This window comes from Metabacillus mesotrionivorans, assembly GCF_052171315.1.
In the GTDB taxonomy this organism is placed as follows: domain Bacteria; phylum Bacillota; class Bacilli; order Bacillales; family Bacillaceae; genus Bacillus_P.
Window position 1 is genome coordinate 13,591 of sequence record NZ_JBQMFF010000012.1, and the last position, 15,701, is coordinate 29,291.

The following is a 15,701-nucleotide window of genomic DNA, read 5'->3' on the forward strand; positions in this document are numbered from 1 at the left end:
TGGTTTGCACGAATAATCTTTTCGGCAATTGCATCCAGTTCTTTTGTTGTAATTCCAGGCTGTATATGTTTTTGGAGTTCCTGGTGGGTCAATGCGACAATGCGACCAGCCTCACGCATAATTTCGATTTCACGTGGAGTCTTACAAATGATCATTCACCTAATCCTCCAAGCAGTTCATTAACGTCAGCGAAGACTTTATTGATGTCCTGCTGGCCATTAATATTACGCAGATATCCTTTTTCTTCATAGAAATTCAGCAAAGGTTGTGTCTGCTTGAGGTTTACTTCAAGCCGGTTAGCAACAGTCTCTTCGTTGTCATCTTCACGCTGGTAAAGTTCACCGCCGCATTTGTCGCAGCGTCCTTCAGCAGCCGGAGGATTGAAAACGAGATGATATGTTGATCCGCATTGTTTGCAGATGCGGCGTCCTGTAAGACGTTCCATCAGGATGTCTTTATCAACCTCAATGTTAATGACATAATCCATTTTTCTATCAAGATCAGACAGGATGTTTTCCAAAGCTTCAGCCTGAGCAACTGTGCGCGGGAATCCGTCAAGAAGGAAACCTTTTTCACAATCATTCTTGCCTAATCTTTCACGGACGATACCGATCGTTACTTCATCAGGAACGAGAGCACCTTGATCCATGAAGGATTTTGCTTTAAGACCTAGCTCAGTTTCACCTTTAATGGCAGCTCTGAACATATCCCCTGTTGAGATATGAGGGATTTCATATTTTTCAACGATTCGTTCTGCCTGTGTGCCTTTACCGGCTCCCGGCAGACCCATTAATACTAGATTCAAGAATATTACCCCCCTCAGTCTCTATTTAGAAGGAAAGGGACACAAGTCCCATAACCTTACTGTTTAATAAATCCTTTATAGTGACGCTTAACAAGCTGACTTTCAAGTTGTTTCATCGTTTCAAGAGCAACCCCTACTACGATCAACAAGCTCGTTCCGCCAATCTGTGCAGAAGCTGGCAAGTTAGCGAACTTAATAAAGAATACAGGAAGAACTGAGATAGCTGCTAAGAAAAGTGAACCAACAAACGTCAGTCTGTATAGAGTTTTTGTTAAATAATCCTGCGTATTTTTCCCTGGACGAATGCCCGGGATATATCCGCCCTGCTTTTTCAGATTCTCTGACATCTGTTCCGGATTAACCTGAACAAATGCATAGAAGTAAGTAAAAGCAACGATTAATGCAACATATACAATCATGCCGATAGGCTGTGTATAATCAAACGTTTTTTGGATCCAGTTTGTAACATCATTGGATCCGAAGAACGAAGCAATTGTTGGCGGTGTAATAATGAACGAAACCGCAAAGATGACAGGGATAACACCGGCAGGATTCACTTTAAGCGGAAGGTGAGTAGACTGACCTTTCGCAGGAGCTCGGCCTGCTGAGTTCTTCGCATATTGAATCGGGATCTTGCGAAGAGCCTGCTGAATGAAGATAACTCCAACTATAATTGCGATTACCGCTAATACTATCAGCGCAACTTTTACAATGTTCAAGAAAAGCTGATCTCCAGCGTCCTGGAATTGCTGCACATAGATTTGGTTAAGAGTTGTAGGGATTCCTGCTGCAATCCCCGCAAAAATGATGATGGAAATACCATTACCCACACCCTTAGATGTGATTTGCTCTCCTAACCACATTAAAAAAGCAGTACCTGCTGTTAAGACAACTGCAATTAAAAGGTACGTTGTAATTCCCGGCTTTTCAATTAATAATCCCCCAGCGAGATTATTAAAACCGTAAGACATACCCAACGCTTGGATGAAACCTAGTACAATCGTAAAGTATCTAGTGAATTGTGCTAGTTTACGACGGCCAACTTCACCTTGCTTTGACCATTCAGTAAATTTCGGAACGACATCCATCTGCAATAACTGCACGATGATGGATGCTGTAATGTACGGCATAATTCCCATCGCAAGGATCGAGAAGTTATACAGCGCACCGCCTCCGAAGGTGTTAAGAATTCCGAAAACATTCATTTCATCCTGAGCCTTTAAAACGTCAGCGTTGACGTTAGGCACAGGAATGAACGTACCGATACGAAAAATAATTAACATTAGAAGGGTGAACAAGATTTTATTGCGGATATCACCCACGCGCATAAAATTGGAGATTGTCTTAAACATTAAATCACCTCTACTGTACCGCCAGCAGCTTCGATAGCTTCTTTAGCAGATGCAGAGAATTTATTGGCTTTAACTGTAAGCTTTTTCTCAAGCTTTCCGTTGCCCAGTACTTTCACGCCTGATTTCACTTTGCTGATTACTCCAGCTTCAACTAGAAGTTCAACAGTTACTTCAGCACCGTCTTCGAACAGATTAAGTTTGTCAAGGCTGACAATCGCATAGTCTTTACGGTTGATGTTTGTGAATCCGCGTTTAGGCAGACGTCGGAATAAAGGAGTTTGACCACCTTCGAATCCAGGGCGAACACCGCCGCCGGAACGGGCGTTTTGTCCTTTATGACCTTTACCAGCTGTTTTACCGTTACCAGAACCAGTACCACGGCCAACACGGTTGCGTGTTTTGCGTGACCCTTCTGCTGGTTTTAATTCATGAAGTTTCATCGGGACACCTCCTTGATATTAGAAGATCTATATTATTGTTCTTTAACTGTTACCAAATGAGATACTTTGTTGATCATGCCGCGGATCGCTGCATTGTCATCAAGCACTACTGTTTGATGCATTTTTTTAAGACCTAGTGTTTTAACAGTAATACGTTGGTCTTCTGGGCGACCAATCACACTGCGAGTGAGGGTAATCGCTAATTTGTTTGCCATCATGTTTCCCTCCTTATCCTAACAATTCTTCAACCGACTTGCCACGTAGCTTCGCAACTTCATCAGCGCGTTTAAGTTCTGTTAATCCAGAAATTGTAGCACGGATCATGTTAATTGGAGTGTTAGAACCTAGCGATTTAGAAAGGATGTCACTAACTCCTGCTAATTCTAGTACTGCACGAACAGGACCACCAGCGATAACACCAGTACCTTCAGATGCAGGTTTTAAAAGGATGTTTCCAGCACCGAATCTGCCGATGACTTGGTGAGGAATAGTAGTACCAACCATAGGTACTTCAACAAGGTTTTTCTTAGCGTCTTCGATCGCTTTGCGAATCGCTTCCGGAACTTCCTGTGCTTTACCAGTACCGAAACCTACATGACCGTTTTTGTCGCCGACAACTACTAATGCAGCAAAGCGGAAACGACGTCCACCTTTTACTACTTTAGCTACACGGTTTACTGTAACAACGCGTTCTTCAAGCTCTAATTTGTTTGGTTCAATACGACCCATTCTCTGTGTCCCTCCTTTTTTTATTAAAATTCTAGACCAGCTTCGCGAGCAGCTTCAGCCAAAGCCTTAACACGGCCGTGGTATAAGTAACCCCCGCGGTCAAATACAACAGATTTTACGCCTTTTTCGATTGCACGTTTAGCAACTAGTTCGCCAACTTTAGCAGCAGCTTCAGCGTTGCCTTTCGCATCAAGAGCAAGGTCTTTATCTAATGTTGAAGCACTTGCAATTGTCACTGATTGAGCATCGTCAATTACTTGTGCGTAGATGTGCTGATTAGAACGAAATACGTTTAAACGAGGACGAGCAGTTGTACCAGATAATTTTGCGCGGACACGTCCGTGTCTTTTCTTACGCACAACGTTTTTGTCAAGTTTCGTAATCATCCAGGTCACTCCTTTCTTATCATCTAAGCGACATTACTTCGCTGTTTTACCTTCTTTACGACGTACATATTCACCTTCGTAGCGGATACCTTTGCCTTTGTAAGGCTCTGGCGGACGAGTAGCGCGGATGTTAGATGCAACAGCTCCAACACGCTCTTTGTCTGTACCTTTTACAATTACTTTTGTATTTGAAGGCACTTCAATTTCGATTCCTTGTTCAGGAACGATTTCTACAGGATGTGAGTATCCAACAGCAAGAACTAGCTTGTTGCCTGACTTAGTAGCACGGTAACCGACACCTACTAATTCAAGACCCTTTTCAAATCCTTTAGAAACGCCCTCAACCATGTTTCCAAGAAGGCTGCGAGTTGTACCGTGAAGAGCACGATGTTCTTTTTGATCAGAAGGACGTGTCACTGTAAGTACGTTGTCTTCAACCTTAATGTTGATATCAGAGTTAAAAGTACGAGTTAATTCACCTTTAGGTCCTTTAACAGTTACAGTGCTTCCGTCGATCGCAACTGTTACACCAGCAGGGATTTCAAGTGGTTTTTTACCAATACGAGACATTCATGTACACCTCCATTCTTTTTTCAGGTTATTACCAAACGTATGCCAGAACTTCTCCGCCAGCTTGTTTCGCACGAGCTTCTTTGTCTGTAAGGACACCTTGAGAAGTAGATACGATTGCGATTCCTAAACCGTTAAGTACGCGAGGTACTTCGTTAGCTTTAGCGTATACGCGTAATCCTGGTTTACTGATGCGTTTCAGACCAGTGATAACACGCTCGTTGTTTGATCCGTATTTAAGGAAAATACGAATGATACCTTGTTTGTTATCTTCTACATATTCAACATCACGAACGAAACCTTCACGCTTAAGGATTTCAGCGATCTCTTTTTTCGCTTTCGATGCAGGAATTTCTAATTTTTCATGACGAACCATATTCGCGTTGCGAATACGAGTAAGCATATCTGCAATTGGATCTGTCATTACCATATCAAAATTACCTCCTTCCCGATTATGGGGTATTACCAGCTAGCTTTTTTAACGCCTGGAATTTGACCTTTATATGCGAGTTCACGGAAACAAATACGGCAAAGTTTAAATTTGCGGAGAACTGAATGTGGACGACCACAGCGTTCGCAGCGAGTGTACTCTTGTACTTTAAACTTTTGAGTGCGTTTTTGTTTCGCAATCATTGACTTTTTAGCCACGTTTTCGCCTCCCTATTTCGATTATTTTTGGAATGGCATACCGAACTGAGTAAGAAGCTCACGAGATTCTTCATCAGTGTTAGCAGTTGTAACGATAACGATGTCCATACCACGAACTTTTGATACTTTATCATAATCAATTTCAGGGAAGATTAGTTGTTCTTTAACACCAAGAGTGTAGTTTCCGCGTCCGTCAAAAGACTTTTTAGAGATACCGCGGAAGTCACGTACACGTGGTAATGATACAGAAACTAATTTATCTAGGAATTCATACATGCGCTCGCCGCGAAGAGTTACTTTCGCACCGATAGGCATACCTTCACGCAGACGGAATCCTGCAATTGATTTTTTAGCTTTTGTGATAACCGGCTTTTGACCTGAGATTGTAGTTAACTCTTCTACAGCTGTATCAAGAGCTTTAGAGTTAGATACTGCGTCACCAACACCCATGTTGATTACGATCTTCTCAAGCTTTGGAACTTGCATCACTGATTTATAGTTGAACTTGCTCATTAAAGCAGGTGTAATTTCTTTTTGATACTTTTCTTTAAGGCGGTTCATGCGAGGACCTCCCTTCCTTATTTACTATTTATCTAAAGTTTCACCAGATTTTTTCGCAACACGTACCTTTTTGCCATCAACCACTTTGAAACCAACACGAGTTGGCTCACCTGATTTAGGATCAAGTGGCATAACATTTGATACATGGATAGGTGCCTCCTGGCTGATAATTCCGCCCTGAGGGTTTAATTGAGAAGGTTTTGAATGCTTCTTCATAATGTTGATGCCTTCAACAAGCACGCGATCTTTCTTAGGGAAAGCAGCAAGAACAGTACCTTGTTTGCCTTTATCTTTACCTGAGATCACCATTACTTTATCACCTTTTTTTACATGCATCCTAGTCGCACCTCCTTAGTAAGACTATCTATTTTCGATTTATAATACTTCTGGAGCAAGAGAAACAATTTTCATGAAGTTGCCTTCACGCAATTCACGTGCAACTGGTCCAAAGATACGAGTTCCGCGAGGGCTCTTGTCATCTTTAATGATTACACATGCGTTTTCGTCGAAACGGATGTAAGATCCGTCCTGACGGCGAGCGCCGCTCTTTGTGCGAACGATTACTGCTTTAACAACGTCACCTTTTTTAACAACGCCTCCTGGTGTTGCTTGTTTGACCGTACAAACAATTACATCACCAATATTAGCAGTTTTACGTCCAGATCCGCCAAGAACTTTAATAGTAAGAACTTCACGAGCACCAGAGTTGTCAGCAACTTTTAAACGGGATTCTTGTTGAATCATTTACGTTACCTCCCTTCGGAAATATAATCCGAACAATATTAGATAATAACAGCTTCTTCAACAATTTCAACTAGACGGAAACGTTTAGTAGCTGATAATGGGCGAGTTTCCATGATTTTAACCACATCGCCGATTTTAGCTTGGTTGTTTTCATCATGAGCTTTGAACTTTTTGGAATATTTAACACGCTTGCCGTATAAAGAATGCTTCTTATACGTTTCAACAAGAACAGTGATCGTTTTATCCATTTTATCAGAAACTACACGTCCAGTGTAGACTTTGCGCTGGTTGTTGCGTTCAGTCATTCTGCAACCTCCTCTCAGGATTATCGATTATTAGCAGCGATCTCTCTTTCAGTGATCACAGTTTTCATACGAGCGATCGATTTACGTACTTCACGAATGCGAGCAGTGTTTTCAAGTTGTCCAGTCGCCAATTGAAAGCGAAGGTTGAACAGCTCTTCCTTCAGTGATTTTACTTTTTGTTCAATTTCAGCAGTGGTAAGATCACGAATTTCATTAGCTCTCATTTGATTCACCACCAATTTCCTCGCGTTTAACGAATTTTGTTTTGATTGGCAATTTGTGAGATGCAAGACGCAATGCTTCGCGTGCTACTTCTTCTGATACACCAGCAATTTCAAACATTACTTTTCCTGGTTTTACAACTGCCACCCAGCCTTCAGGAGCACCTTTACCGGATCCCATGCGGACCTCTAGAGGTTTAGCCGTGTAAGGCTTAGAAGGGAAAATTTTGATCCAGACTTTACCGCCACGTTTCATGTAACGAGTCATAGCAATACGAGCTGCCTCAATTTGACGATTTGTAATCCAAGAAGCTTCTAGAGCTTGAATGCCGTATTCACCGAAGTGAACTTCTGTACCGCCTTTAGCACGACCGCGCATTTTTCCACGGTGTTCTCTGCGATATTTAACGCGTTTTGGCAACAACATAATTATTTTCCTCCTTCCTCTTTTTTCTTCTTAGTAGGAAGAACCTCTCCACGATAGATCCAAACTTTAACGCCTAATTTACCATAAGTAGTGTCAGCTTCAGCTGTACCATAGTCAATATCAGCACGAAGTGTGTGAAGTGGAACTGTTCCTTCACTGTAGCTTTCAGAACGAGCGATATCAGCGCCGCCAAGACGACCAGATACCATTGTTTTAATTCCTTGTGCACCTGCGCGCATAGCACGTTGGATTGTTTGCTTTTGAGCACGACGGAATGAAATACGATTTTCAAGTTGACGAGCGATGTTGTCAGCTACTAGTTTAGCATCAAGATCAGCTCTCTTGATTTCAAGAATGTTGATGTGTACACGCTTGCCAGTTAGTGAGTTAAGAGCTTTACGAAGTGCTTCAACTTCAGTACCGCCTTTACCGATAACCATACCTGGCTTAGCAGTGTGGATCGTAATGTTCACGCGATTAGCAGCACGCTCGATTTCGATCTTTGAAACAGATGCATCGCTTAAACGCTGATTGATATATTCACGAACTTTGATGTCTTCGTGCAGAAGATTAGCATAATCTTTGCCAGCGAACCATTTAGATTCCCAATCACGGATAACACCAATGCGAAGACCGACTGGATTTACCTTTTGACCCACGGATTATCCCTCCTTCTTTTCTGATACAACGATTGTAATGTGGCTTGTGCGTTTGTTGATGGCACTTGCACGGCCCATTGCGCGTGGACGGAAACGTTTTAGAGTTGGACCTTCGCCTACATAAGCTTCAGTTACAACCAGGTTGTTAATGTCCATTTCATAGTTGTGCTCTGCGTTTGCCACAGCAGATTTTAGAACTTTTTCAATAATTGGAGAAGCAGTTTTAGGTGTGTGGCGAAGAATCGCTACCGCTTCACCGATTTGCTTTCCTCGGATAAGATCAATTACTAAACGAGCTTTACGAGGAGCAATACGTACTGTTCTTGCAACGGCTTTAGCTTGCATTTAAAAGCCTCCTCTCATTAGCGTCTTGTTTTTTTGTCGTCAGCTGCATGGCCTTTATACGTACGTGTTGGAGCAAACTCACCGAGTTTGTGTCCTACCATATCTTCAGTAACGTATACAGGAACATGCTTGCGACCGTCATATACAGCGATCGTTTGACCGATGAATTGCGGGAAAATAGTAGAACGGCGAGACCAAGTTTTGATCACTTGTTTTTTCTCTGACTCGTTTAACTTTTCAACTTTCTTGAATAAATGCTCATCTACGAATGGTCCTTTTTTCAAGCTACGGCCCATACTTGTACCTCCCTTCGCGATTGCGCTACGGTTCCTTCGAACCGTAGAACCATCACGTTATTTTTTACGACGACGTACGATGAATTTATCGGACTTGTTTGTCTTCTTGCGAGTTTTGTAACCAAGAGTAGGTTTACCCCAAGGAGTCATTGGAGACTTACGTCCGATTGGAGCACGACCTTCACCACCACCGTGCGGGTGATCGTTAGGGTTCATTACAGAACCACGAACTGTAGGTCTGATACCTAACCAGCGAGAGCGTCCAGCTTTACCGATGTTGATAAGTTCATGCTGCTCGTTTCCTACTTGACCAACTGTAGCGCGGCAAGTAGCAAGGATCATGCGAACCTCACCAGAGTTCAAACGAACAAGAACGTATTTGCCTTCTTTACCAAGAACCTGTGCAGAAGTACCAGCAGAACGTACTAATTGTCCGCCTTTGCCTGGTTTAAGTTCGATGTTGTGAATAACTGTACCTACAGGGATATTTTGAAGTGGAAGTGCATTTCCTACTTTAATATCAGCCTCTGGTCCAGAAACAACTTGTAAACCTACTTCAAGGTTTTTTGGAGCAAGGATATATCTTTTCTCACCATCTGCATAGTGGATAAGTGCAATGTTTGCAGAACGGTTCGGATCATACTCGATTGTAGCAACGCGTCCTGGTATACCATCTTTATCGCGTTTGAAGTCGATAATACGGTATTGACGTTTGTGACCGCCGCCTTGATGACGTACAGTAATTTTACCTTGGTTGTTACGACCGCCTTTTCTGTGTACAGGCGCAAGTAATGACTTTTCCGGTTTGTCTGTAGTAATCTCAGCGAAATCAGAAACAGTCATGCCGCGACGACCATTTGAGGTTGGTTTGTACTTTTTAATCGCCATCTCGTTTCCCTCCTATCTTAAATAATGAATTAGACTTCGAATAATTCGATTTCTTTGCTGTCAGCTGTTAATTTAACAACTGCTTTTTTGCGTTTATTAGTAAGACCTGTGTAACGACCTACACGCTTATATTTGCCTTTGTAGTTAAGAACGTTAACTTTCTCCACTTTTACGCCAAAGATTGCTTCAATAGCATCTTTCACTTGAGTTTTGTTAGCACGAACGTCAACTTCAAACGTGTACTTTTTCTCAGTCATTAAGTCCGTTGAAAGTTCAGTGATTACGGGGCGCTTAATAATATCACGAGGATCTTTCATTATGCAAGCACCTCCTCTACTTTTTGCACCGCTGCTTTCGTAATAACAAGCTTTTCATGGTTAAGTACATCAAGTACATTAATAGAATTAGCTTCAAGAACTGTAATGCCAGGGATGTTACGTGCAGATAGTGCAACAGATTCGTTTACATCAGCAGTAACGATCAATGCTTTCTTTTCAACTGAAAGTCCTGCAAGGATAGCAGTCATTTCTTTTGTTTTAGGAGCATTCATTAGAAGATCTTCTAATACTAGAATGTTGTTCTCTTGTACTTTTGTAGATAAAGCTGATTTGATCGCTAAGCGGCGAACTTTTTTAGGTAATTTGTAAGCATAGCTGCGTGGTGTTGGACCGAATACGATACCACCGCCGCGCCATTGTGGTGAGCGGATAGATCCTTGACGAGCGCGTCCAGTACCTTTTTGGCGCCAAGGCTTGCGACCTCCGCCTCTAACTTCTGAACGATTCTTTACTTTGTGGTTTCCTTGACGCAAAGAAGCTCTTTGCATGATAACCGCATCAAATAAAACGTGCTGATTAGGTTCGATACCAAATACAGAATCATTTAGTTCGATTTCACCAACGTTTGATCCGCTTTGGTTTAATAATGCTACTTTCGGCATTATCGAATTCCTCCTTTCTTAGAAAAATTAGTTAGATTTAACAGCCTTTTTCACTGTGATAAGTGCTTTTTTAGGACCCGGGACGTTACCTTTGATCAATAGAAGGTTACGCTCAGCGTCAACTTTCACGATCTCAAGGTTTTGAACAGTTACTTGCTCTCCGCCCATGCGGCCTGGCAATAATTTGTTTTTGAATACTCGGTTAGGAGCAACAGGACCCATTGAACCTGGGCGACGGTGGTAACGAGAACCATGTGACATTGGTCCGCGAGATTGGTTATGGCGCTTGATAGAGCCTTGGAAACCTTTACCCTTTGAGATTCCTGTTACATCTACTGTATCTCCAGCAGAGAAAATATCAACTTTGACTTCCTGACCAACTTCATACTCACCAGCTTCTCCGCGGAACTCCCTTACGAAGCGCTTAGGTGCAGTATTAGCTTTTGCAACGTGTCCTTTTGCAGGCTTGTTAGAAAGCTTTTCACGTTTGTTTGAGAAACCAACCTGAACAGCAGCATAGCCGTCGCTTTCAACAGTCTTGATTTGAAGAACTACGTTTTCAGCAGCCTCAATTACTGTTACCGGGATAAGATCACCTTTTTCAGTAAACACTTGAGTCATACCGATTTTTTTACCTAAGATTCCTTTGGTCATTAGTCACACCTCCTATAATGGTTATAAAATCTATTTTTTGAAATTAAAGTTTGATTTCAATGTCAACGCCTGACGGCAAGTCTAATCTCATCAATGCATCAACAGTTTGTGGTGTTGGGTTGATGATATCGATTAAACGTTTGTGTGTGCGCATTTCGAACTGCTCACGTGAATCTTTGTATTTGTGTACCGCACGAAGAATCGTGTAAACCGATTTTTCAGTTGGCAACGGGATCGGACCAGAAACGTTAGCACCTGAACGTTTTGCTGTTTCAACGATCTTTTCAGCAGATTGATCAAGAATTCTGTGATCATATGCTTTCAAACGAATACGAATTTTTTGTTTTGCCATTATTTTCCCTCCTTTTCGCCTACTTTTAAAATAGACTTTCTCCGTAGAAATTTTCCGTACACTCGCCATGGCAAAGCGGCCGTGTGTATCGGCAACCTCCTACTTCATCGCAGTCAAAGACCAACATTGTCTATTATATAGAAATTTCGCGCCCAATGCAAGATAAAAATAAAGTTTTTACTTTCTTGCGCACTTTTCCTATTATACATACATCAACAGGTAAAAACAAGAGGATCAGCAGCTGGAAAAGTTTTCGTTTCTTATGATCAAATCATTTCTGCATTATATATAGAAGAAACAAAAAAAGACGAGCACGAATGCTCGTCTTTTTAAGTAGCAGGATTACTCAGTGATTGTAGCTACAACACCAGCGCCTACTGTACGACCGCCTTCACGGATTGAGAATTTAGTACCTTCTTCAATCGCGATTGGAGCGATAAGTTCAACAGTCATTTCGATGTTATCGCCAGGCATAACCATCTCAACGCCTTCTGGAAGTTGGATGATACCAGTTACGTCCGTAGTACGGAAGTAGAACTGTGGGCGGTAGTTAGAGAAGAATGGAGTGTGACGTCCACCTTCTTCTTTTGAAAGAACGTAAACTTCTGATTTAAATTTAGTGTGTGGAGTGATTGTTTTTGGCTTAGCAAGAACTTGTCCACGTTGGATGTCGTCGCGAGAAACCCCACGAAGAAGTGCACCGATGTTGTCGCCAGCTTCTGCATAGTCAAGAAGCTTACGGAACATTTCAACACCTGTTACAGTTGTTGATTTTGGCTCTTCAGTGAAGCCGATGATGTCGATAACATCTCCAACTTTAACTACTCCACGCTCAACGCGTCCAGTAGCAACTGTTCCACGGCCAGTGATTGAGAATACGTCCTCAACAGGCATCATGAATGGTTTTTCAGTGTCACGAGCTGGTGTTGGGATGTACTCGTCAACAGCGTTCATAAGCTCAACGATTTTCTCTTCCCACTCAGCTTCGCCTTCTAGAGCTTTAAGAGCAGAACCTTTGATTACTGGGATGTCATCGCCAGGGAAGTCATACTCAGAAAGAAGGTCGCGAACTTCCATTTCAACTAGCTCAAGAAGCTCTTCGTCGTCTACCATGTCGCATTTGTTCATGAATACTACTAGGTAAGGTACACCTACTTGACGAGAAAGAAGGATGTGCTCACGAGTTTGTGGCATTGGGCCGTCAGATGCAGAAACAACTAGGATTCCGCCGTCCATTTGTGCAGCACCAGTGATCATGTTTTTAACATAGTCAGCATGTCCTGGGCAGTCAACGTGTGCATAGTGACGAGTTTCAGTTTCGTACTCAACGTGTGCAGTTGAGATTGTGATTCCGCGCTCGCGCTCTTCAGGAGCAGCATCGATCATGTCGTATGCCATTGCAGCACCTTTACCGCTACGTTTTGCAAGTACAGTTGTAATTGCAGCTGTTAGAGTTGTTTTACCGTGGTCAACGTGTCCAATTGTACCGATATTGGCATGCGTTTTGGAACGGTCGAATTTTTCTTTACCCATTCTAAATTCCTCCTTAGAGTCATGATTGATTATATAGAGTGTAGAAAGTGGAGTCTGTCCACTTTCTATTCATACATAAGTAGTTATACTTTAATAAAGAGTGAAAATCAATTATTCACCTTTATTTTTTTTGATAATTTCTTCAGAAATTGATTTTGGAACCTCTTCGTAGTGATCAAAGTGCATAGAGAATGTTCCGCGTCCTTGAGTGTTTGAACGAAGTGCAGTTGCATATCCAAACATTTCAGAAAGAGGTACCATAGCACGTACTACTTGAGCGTTTCCGCGAGCTTCCATACCTTCAACGCGACCGCGGCGAGAAGTGATATCACCCATGATATCTCCCATGTACTCATCAGGGATTACGACTTCAACCTTCATAACAGGCTCAAGAATAACAGGGTTACACTTAGATACAGCGTTTTTAAGTGCCATAGATGCAGCAATTTTAAACGCCATCTCACTTGAGTCAACATCATGGTAAGAACCGTCTACTAATGATGCTTTAACATCGATTAGAGGGTAGCCTGCAAGAACACCATTTTTCATGGAGTCTTCTAAGCCGGCTCCAACCGCTGGGATGTATTCACGAGGAACAACACCGCCGACGATTTTGTTGTGGAACTCAAAGCCTTTTCCTTCTTCATTTGGTTCGAATTCGATCCAAACGTGTCCGAATTGACCGCGTCCACCGGATTGGCGTGCAAACTTACCTTCAACTTTCGCAGATCCGCGGAAAGTTTCACGGTAAGCAACCTGAGGAGCACCAACGTTAGCTTCAACTTTGAATTCACGTCTCATACGGTCAACAATGATATCAAGGTGAAGTTCACCCATACCAGAGATGATCGTTTGACCTGTTTCAGTATCAGTGTGAGCTTTGAATGTTGGATCTTCTTCAGAAAGCTTAGATAGAGCTGTAGACATTTTGTCTTGGTCAGCTTTTGATTTTGGCTCAACTGAAAGCGAGATAACCGGCTCTGGGAATTCCATTGATTCCAAGATAACAAGGCTCTTTTCATCACATAGAGTATCACCAGTAGTAGTATCTTTAAGACCTACAGCAGCAGCGATGTCACCAGCATATACAGTAGAGATTTCCTCACGAGAGTTAGCATGCATCTGCAGGATACGTCCTACACGCTCACGCTTGCCTTTCGTTGAGTTCTGTACGTAAGATCCAGAGTTTAGAACACCTGAATATACGCGGAAGAATGTAAGTTTCCCAACATAAGGGTCAGTCATAACTTTGAAAGCAAGTGCTGAGAAAGGACCCTCATCGCTTGATTCGCGAGTTACTTCTTCTTCAGTGTCAGGAGTGATACCTTTGATTGCAGGTACATCAAGAGGTGATGGCAGGTAATCAAGAACTGCGTCAAGCATTAGCTGTACACCTTTGTTTTTAAATGCAGATCCACAGATAACCGGGTAGAATTCTACATTTACTGTACCTTTGCGGATTCCGGCTTTAAGCTCTTCAAGAGTAAGCTCTTCACCCTCAAGGTATTTCATCATAAGCTCTTCGTCAAGTTCAGCAACAGCTTCTACAAGCTTGCCGCGCCACTCTTCTGCAAGATCTTTATATTCCTCAGGAATTTCTTTTGCCTCAGAACGAGTTCCAAGATCATCTTCGTAGAAGTATGCTACGTTTTCTACAAGATCGATAATTCCTTCGAATTGATCTTCAGCACCGATTGGAAGCTGGATTGGATGAGCGTTTGCTTCAAGACGGTCATGCAATGTTTTTACAGAGTATAAGAAATCCGCACCGATTTTATCCATTTTGTTAACGAATACTACACGCGGTACTCCGTAAGTTGTTGCCTGGCGCCATACTGTTTCAGTTTGAGGCTCAACACCTGATTGTGCATCAAGTACTGCTACAGCACCATCAAGTACACGAAGTGAACGTTCAACTTCAACTGTGAAGTCTACGTGTCCAGGTGTATCAATGATGTTTACGCGATGGCCTTTCCACTGAGCAGTTGTAGCAGCAGAAGTGATCGTGATTCCACGCTCCTGCTCCTGCTCCATCCAGTCCATTTGAGACGCACCTTCGTGTGTCTCACCAATTTTGTGAATACGTCCAGTGTAGAAAAGTACACGTTCAGTAGTCGTCGTTTTACCGGCATCGATGTGAGCCATGATGCCGATATTACGAGTTTTGTCTAAGGAGAACTCTCTTGCCATTGGGGTCTTTTCTCCTTCCTTTTATAAGGATTAGTATAGTTATTGGTTTATATTGAATCCTACCAGCGGTAGTGAGCGAATGCTTTGTTAGCTTCAGCCATTTTGTGAGTGTCTTCACGCTTCTTAACTGATGAACCAGTGTTGTTCGCAGCATCAAGAATCTCGTTAGCTAAACGCTCTTCCATCGTTTTCTCTCCGCGAAGACGAGCGTAGTTTACTAACCAGCGAAGACCAAGAGTTGTACGGCGGTCAGGGCGAACTTCAACAGGTACTTGATAGTTTGCTCCACCTACACGACGAGCTCTTACCTCAAGAACTGGCATGATGTTTTTAAGTGCTTGCTCGAACACTTCAATTGCTTCTTTACCTGAACGCTCTTTCACGATGTCAAAAGCAGTGTAAAGAATAGTTTGTGCTTTACCTCTCTTACCGTCAACCATAATTCTGTTGATTAGACGACTAACAAGCTTTGAGTTGTAAAGTGGATCTGGCAATACGTCTCTTTTTGTAACAGGACCTTTACGTGGCATGTTATATCCTCCCTTCATGCGATATACTTAAGTGATATATGACTTAAGGCATTATTTTTTTGGTGCTTTTGGGCGTTTTGTACCGTATTTAGAGCGGCCTTGCATACGTTTGTCAACACCTGCAGT

Annotated in this window: 27 protein-coding genes and 1 pseudogene; all 28 read right to left on the reverse strand. The window is 42.4% G+C overall.

Annotated features, from left to right (window positions below; translation table 11 throughout):
- A partial coding sequence (locus ACTSEZ_RS19680; protein ID WP_369736009.1) for a M24 family metallopeptidase occupies positions 1-155 on the reverse strand: 155 nt, incomplete at its 3' end.
- Positions 152-805, reverse strand: a complete 654-nt coding sequence (locus ACTSEZ_RS19685; RefSeq protein WP_029282790.1) for an adenylate kinase — start codon at positions 803-805, stop codon at positions 152-154. The genes ACTSEZ_RS19680 and ACTSEZ_RS19685, both read right to left, overlap by 4 nt.
- A 56-nt stretch (positions 806-861) precedes the next feature.
- The gene (gene secY, locus ACTSEZ_RS19690; RefSeq protein WP_369735984.1) at positions 862-2,157 is read right to left on the reverse strand and encodes a preprotein translocase subunit SecY; all 1,296 of its coding nucleotides are present in this window, start codon (positions 2,155-2,157) and stop codon (positions 862-864) included.
- The gene (rplO, locus tag ACTSEZ_RS19695) at positions 2,157-2,597 is read right to left on the reverse strand and encodes a 50S ribosomal protein L15 (protein ID WP_369735985.1); all 441 of its coding nucleotides are present in this window, start codon (positions 2,595-2,597) and stop codon (positions 2,157-2,159) included. The genes secY and rplO overlap by 1 nt, the downstream gene beginning before the upstream one ends.
- 32 nt (positions 2,598-2,629) lie before the next feature.
- Positions 2,630-2,812 (reverse strand): 50S ribosomal protein L30, encoded by a 183-nt coding sequence (rpmD, locus tag ACTSEZ_RS19700; RefSeq protein ID WP_369735986.1) that lies wholly within the window; start codon positions 2,810-2,812, stop codon positions 2,630-2,632.
- A 13-nt stretch (positions 2,813-2,825) separates the two neighbouring features.
- Positions 2,826-3,326 (reverse strand): 30S ribosomal protein S5, encoded by a 501-nt coding sequence (rpsE, locus tag ACTSEZ_RS19705; RefSeq protein ID WP_029282798.1) that lies wholly within the window; start codon positions 3,324-3,326, stop codon positions 2,826-2,828.
- 23 nt (positions 3,327-3,349) lie between these two features.
- Positions 3,350-3,712 (reverse strand): 50S ribosomal protein L18, encoded by a 363-nt coding sequence (rplR, locus tag ACTSEZ_RS19710; RefSeq protein WP_369735987.1) that lies wholly within the window; start codon positions 3,710-3,712, stop codon positions 3,350-3,352.
- A gap of 33 nt (positions 3,713-3,745) precedes the next feature.
- On the reverse strand, positions 3,746-4,282 hold the full coding sequence (gene rplF / locus ACTSEZ_RS19715; RefSeq protein WP_029282802.1) for a 50S ribosomal protein L6: 537 nt from the start codon (positions 4,280-4,282) through the stop codon (positions 3,746-3,748).
- 31 nt (positions 4,283-4,313) lie between these two features.
- Positions 4,314-4,712, reverse strand: a complete 399-nt coding sequence (gene rpsH, locus ACTSEZ_RS19720) for a 30S ribosomal protein S8 (RefSeq protein ID WP_029282804.1) — start codon at positions 4,710-4,712, stop codon at positions 4,314-4,316.
- Between the two features lie 32 nt (positions 4,713-4,744).
- Positions 4,745-4,930, reverse strand: a complete 186-nt coding sequence (rpsN, locus tag ACTSEZ_RS19725) for a 30S ribosomal protein S14 (protein ID WP_010285078.1) — start codon at positions 4,928-4,930, stop codon at positions 4,745-4,747.
- 21 nt (positions 4,931-4,951) lie between these two features.
- Positions 4,952-5,491 carry a 50S ribosomal protein L5 gene (rplE, locus tag ACTSEZ_RS19730; protein ID WP_029282808.1) on the reverse strand — a complete coding sequence of 180 codons (540 nt, stop codon included), beginning with the start codon at positions 5,489-5,491 and terminating at the stop codon, positions 4,952-4,954.
- A 24-nt stretch (positions 5,492-5,515) separates the two neighbouring features.
- Complete coding sequence (rplX, locus tag ACTSEZ_RS19735) at positions 5,516-5,827, reverse strand: 50S ribosomal protein L24 (RefSeq protein WP_369735988.1); 312 nt, start codon at positions 5,825-5,827, stop codon at positions 5,516-5,518.
- 39 nt (positions 5,828-5,866) lie between these two features.
- Positions 5,867-6,235, reverse strand: coding sequence for a 50S ribosomal protein L14 (rplN, locus tag ACTSEZ_RS19740; protein WP_029282813.1), 369 nt, complete (start codon positions 6,233-6,235; stop codon positions 5,867-5,869).
- 38 nt (positions 6,236-6,273) lie between these two features.
- Positions 6,274-6,540 carry a 30S ribosomal protein S17 gene (rpsQ, locus tag ACTSEZ_RS19745; protein ID WP_029282815.1) on the reverse strand — a complete coding sequence of 89 codons (267 nt, stop codon included), beginning with the start codon at positions 6,538-6,540 and terminating at the stop codon, positions 6,274-6,276.
- Between the two features lie 20 nt (positions 6,541-6,560).
- Entirely contained in the window at positions 6,561-6,764 is a 204-nt protein-coding gene (gene rpmC / locus ACTSEZ_RS19750; protein ID WP_029282816.1) for a 50S ribosomal protein L29, read from the reverse strand.
- Positions 6,754-7,188 (reverse strand): 50S ribosomal protein L16, encoded by a 435-nt coding sequence (rplP, locus tag ACTSEZ_RS19755; RefSeq protein ID WP_029282818.1) that lies wholly within the window; start codon positions 7,186-7,188, stop codon positions 6,754-6,756. The genes rpmC and rplP overlap by 11 nt, the downstream gene beginning before the upstream one ends.
- Positions 7,189-7,190: 2 nt before the next feature.
- Entirely contained in the window at positions 7,191-7,847 is a 657-nt protein-coding gene (gene rpsC, locus ACTSEZ_RS19760; protein ID WP_029282820.1) for a 30S ribosomal protein S3, read from the reverse strand.
- 3 nt (positions 7,848-7,850) lie between these two features.
- Positions 7,851-8,192 carry a 50S ribosomal protein L22 gene (gene rplV, locus ACTSEZ_RS19765; RefSeq protein ID WP_029282822.1) on the reverse strand — a complete coding sequence of 114 codons (342 nt, stop codon included), beginning with the start codon at positions 8,190-8,192 and terminating at the stop codon, positions 7,851-7,853.
- A gap of 17 nt (positions 8,193-8,209) precedes the next feature.
- Positions 8,210-8,488, reverse strand: a complete 279-nt coding sequence (rpsS, locus tag ACTSEZ_RS19770) for a 30S ribosomal protein S19 (protein ID WP_029282824.1) — start codon at positions 8,486-8,488, stop codon at positions 8,210-8,212.
- Positions 8,489-8,545: 57 nt separating this feature from the next.
- The gene (gene rplB / locus ACTSEZ_RS19775; protein WP_029282826.1) at positions 8,546-9,376 is read right to left on the reverse strand and encodes a 50S ribosomal protein L2; all 831 of its coding nucleotides are present in this window, start codon (positions 9,374-9,376) and stop codon (positions 8,546-8,548) included.
- A gap of 29 nt (positions 9,377-9,405) precedes the next feature.
- Complete coding sequence (rplW, locus tag ACTSEZ_RS19780) at positions 9,406-9,693, reverse strand: 50S ribosomal protein L23 (protein ID WP_029282828.1); 288 nt, start codon at positions 9,691-9,693, stop codon at positions 9,406-9,408.
- Positions 9,693-10,316 carry a 50S ribosomal protein L4 gene (gene rplD / locus ACTSEZ_RS19785; RefSeq protein WP_369735989.1) on the reverse strand — a complete coding sequence of 208 codons (624 nt, stop codon included), beginning with the start codon at positions 10,314-10,316 and terminating at the stop codon, positions 9,693-9,695. Before rplD ends, rplW begins: the two co-directional genes overlap by 1 nt.
- A gap of 27 nt (positions 10,317-10,343) precedes the next feature.
- Positions 10,344-10,970 (reverse strand): 50S ribosomal protein L3, encoded by a 627-nt coding sequence (gene rplC, locus ACTSEZ_RS19790; protein WP_369735990.1) that lies wholly within the window; start codon positions 10,968-10,970, stop codon positions 10,344-10,346.
- Between the two features lie 43 nt (positions 10,971-11,013).
- The gene (gene rpsJ, locus ACTSEZ_RS19795; RefSeq protein ID WP_191161280.1) at positions 11,014-11,322 is read right to left on the reverse strand and encodes a 30S ribosomal protein S10; all 309 of its coding nucleotides are present in this window, start codon (positions 11,320-11,322) and stop codon (positions 11,014-11,016) included.
- Positions 11,323-11,664: 342 nt separating this feature from the next.
- Positions 11,665-12,855, reverse strand: coding sequence for an elongation factor Tu (tuf, locus tag ACTSEZ_RS19800; protein WP_320156811.1), 1,191 nt, complete (start codon positions 12,853-12,855; stop codon positions 11,665-11,667).
- Between the two features lie 111 nt (positions 12,856-12,966).
- On the reverse strand, positions 12,967-15,045 hold the full coding sequence (fusA, locus tag ACTSEZ_RS19805) for an elongation factor G (RefSeq protein WP_369735991.1): 2,079 nt from the start codon (positions 15,043-15,045) through the stop codon (positions 12,967-12,969).
- Positions 15,046-15,104: 59 nt separating this feature from the next.
- The gene (gene rpsG, locus ACTSEZ_RS19810) at positions 15,105-15,575 is read right to left on the reverse strand and encodes a 30S ribosomal protein S7 (RefSeq protein WP_029282839.1); all 471 of its coding nucleotides are present in this window, start codon (positions 15,573-15,575) and stop codon (positions 15,105-15,107) included.
- A gap of 51 nt (positions 15,576-15,626) precedes the next feature.
- Positions 15,627-15,701: pseudogene (locus ACTSEZ_RS19815) on the reverse strand (30S ribosomal protein S12); the annotation flags it as partial.

Bases quoted from the DNA above. Each gene is read 5' to 3' on its own strand.
- secY (WP_369735984.1), bottom strand. From the start codon at position 2,157: ATGTTTAAGACAATCTCCAATTTTATGCGCGTGGGTGATATCCGCAAT.
- rplO (WP_369735985.1), bottom strand. From the start codon at position 2,597: ATGAAACTTCATGAATTAAAACCAGCAGAAGGGTCACGCAAAACACGC.
- rpmD (WP_369735986.1), bottom strand. From the start codon at position 2,812: ATGGCAAACAAATTAGCGATTACCCTCACTCGCAGTGTGATTGGTCGC.
- rpsE (WP_029282798.1), bottom strand. From the start codon at position 3,326: ATGGGTCGTATTGAACCAAACAAATTAGAGCTTGAAGAACGCGTTGTT.
- rplR (WP_369735987.1), bottom strand. From the start codon at position 3,712: ATGATTACGAAACTTGACAAAAACGTTGTGCGTAAGAAAAGACACGGA.
- rplF (WP_029282802.1), bottom strand. From the start codon at position 4,282: ATGTCTCGTATTGGTAAAAAACCACTTGAAATCCCTGCTGGTGTAACA.
- rpsH (WP_029282804.1), bottom strand. From the start codon at position 4,712: ATGGTAATGACAGATCCAATTGCAGATATGCTTACTCGTATTCGCAAC.
- rplE (WP_029282808.1), bottom strand. From the start codon at position 5,491: ATGAACCGCCTTAAAGAAAAGTATCAAAAAGAAATTACACCTGCTTTA.
- rplX (WP_369735988.1), bottom strand. From the start codon at position 5,827: ATGCATGTAAAAAAAGGTGATAAAGTAATGGTGATCTCAGGTAAAGAT.
- rplN (WP_029282813.1), bottom strand. From the start codon at position 6,235: ATGATTCAACAAGAATCCCGTTTAAAAGTTGCTGACAACTCTGGTGCT.
- rpsQ (WP_029282815.1), bottom strand. From the start codon at position 6,540: ATGACTGAACGCAACAACCAGCGCAAAGTCTACACTGGACGTGTAGTT.
- rpmC (WP_029282816.1), bottom strand. From the start codon at position 6,764: ATGAGAGCTAATGAAATTCGTGATCTTACCACTGCTGAAATTGAACAA.
- rplP (WP_029282818.1), bottom strand. From the start codon at position 7,188: ATGTTGTTGCCAAAACGCGTTAAATATCGCAGAGAACACCGTGGAAAA.
- rplV (WP_029282822.1), bottom strand. From the start codon at position 8,192: ATGCAAGCTAAAGCCGTTGCAAGAACAGTACGTATTGCTCCTCGTAAA.
- rpsS (WP_029282824.1), bottom strand. From the start codon at position 8,488: ATGGGCCGTAGCTTGAAAAAAGGACCATTCGTAGATGAGCATTTATTC.
- rplB (WP_029282826.1), bottom strand. From the start codon at position 9,376: ATGGCGATTAAAAAGTACAAACCAACCTCAAATGGTCGTCGCGGCATG.
- rplW (WP_029282828.1), bottom strand. From the start codon at position 9,693: ATGAAAGATCCTCGTGATATTATTAAGCGCCCCGTAATCACTGAACTT.
- rplD (WP_369735989.1), bottom strand. From the start codon at position 10,316: ATGCCGAAAGTAGCATTATTAAACCAAAGCGGATCAAACGTTGGTGAA.
- rplC (WP_369735990.1), bottom strand. From the start codon at position 10,970: ATGACCAAAGGAATCTTAGGTAAAAAAATCGGTATGACTCAAGTGTTT.
- rpsJ (WP_191161280.1), bottom strand. From the start codon at position 11,322: ATGGCAAAACAAAAAATTCGTATTCGTTTGAAAGCATATGATCACAGA.
- tuf (WP_320156811.1), bottom strand. From the start codon at position 12,855: ATGGGTAAAGAAAAATTCGACCGTTCCAAAACGCATGCCAATATCGGT.
- fusA (WP_369735991.1), bottom strand. From the start codon at position 15,045: ATGGCAAGAGAGTTCTCCTTAGACAAAACTCGTAATATCGGCATCATG.
- rpsG (WP_029282839.1), bottom strand. From the start codon at position 15,575: ATGCCACGTAAAGGTCCTGTTACAAAAAGAGACGTATTGCCAGATCCA.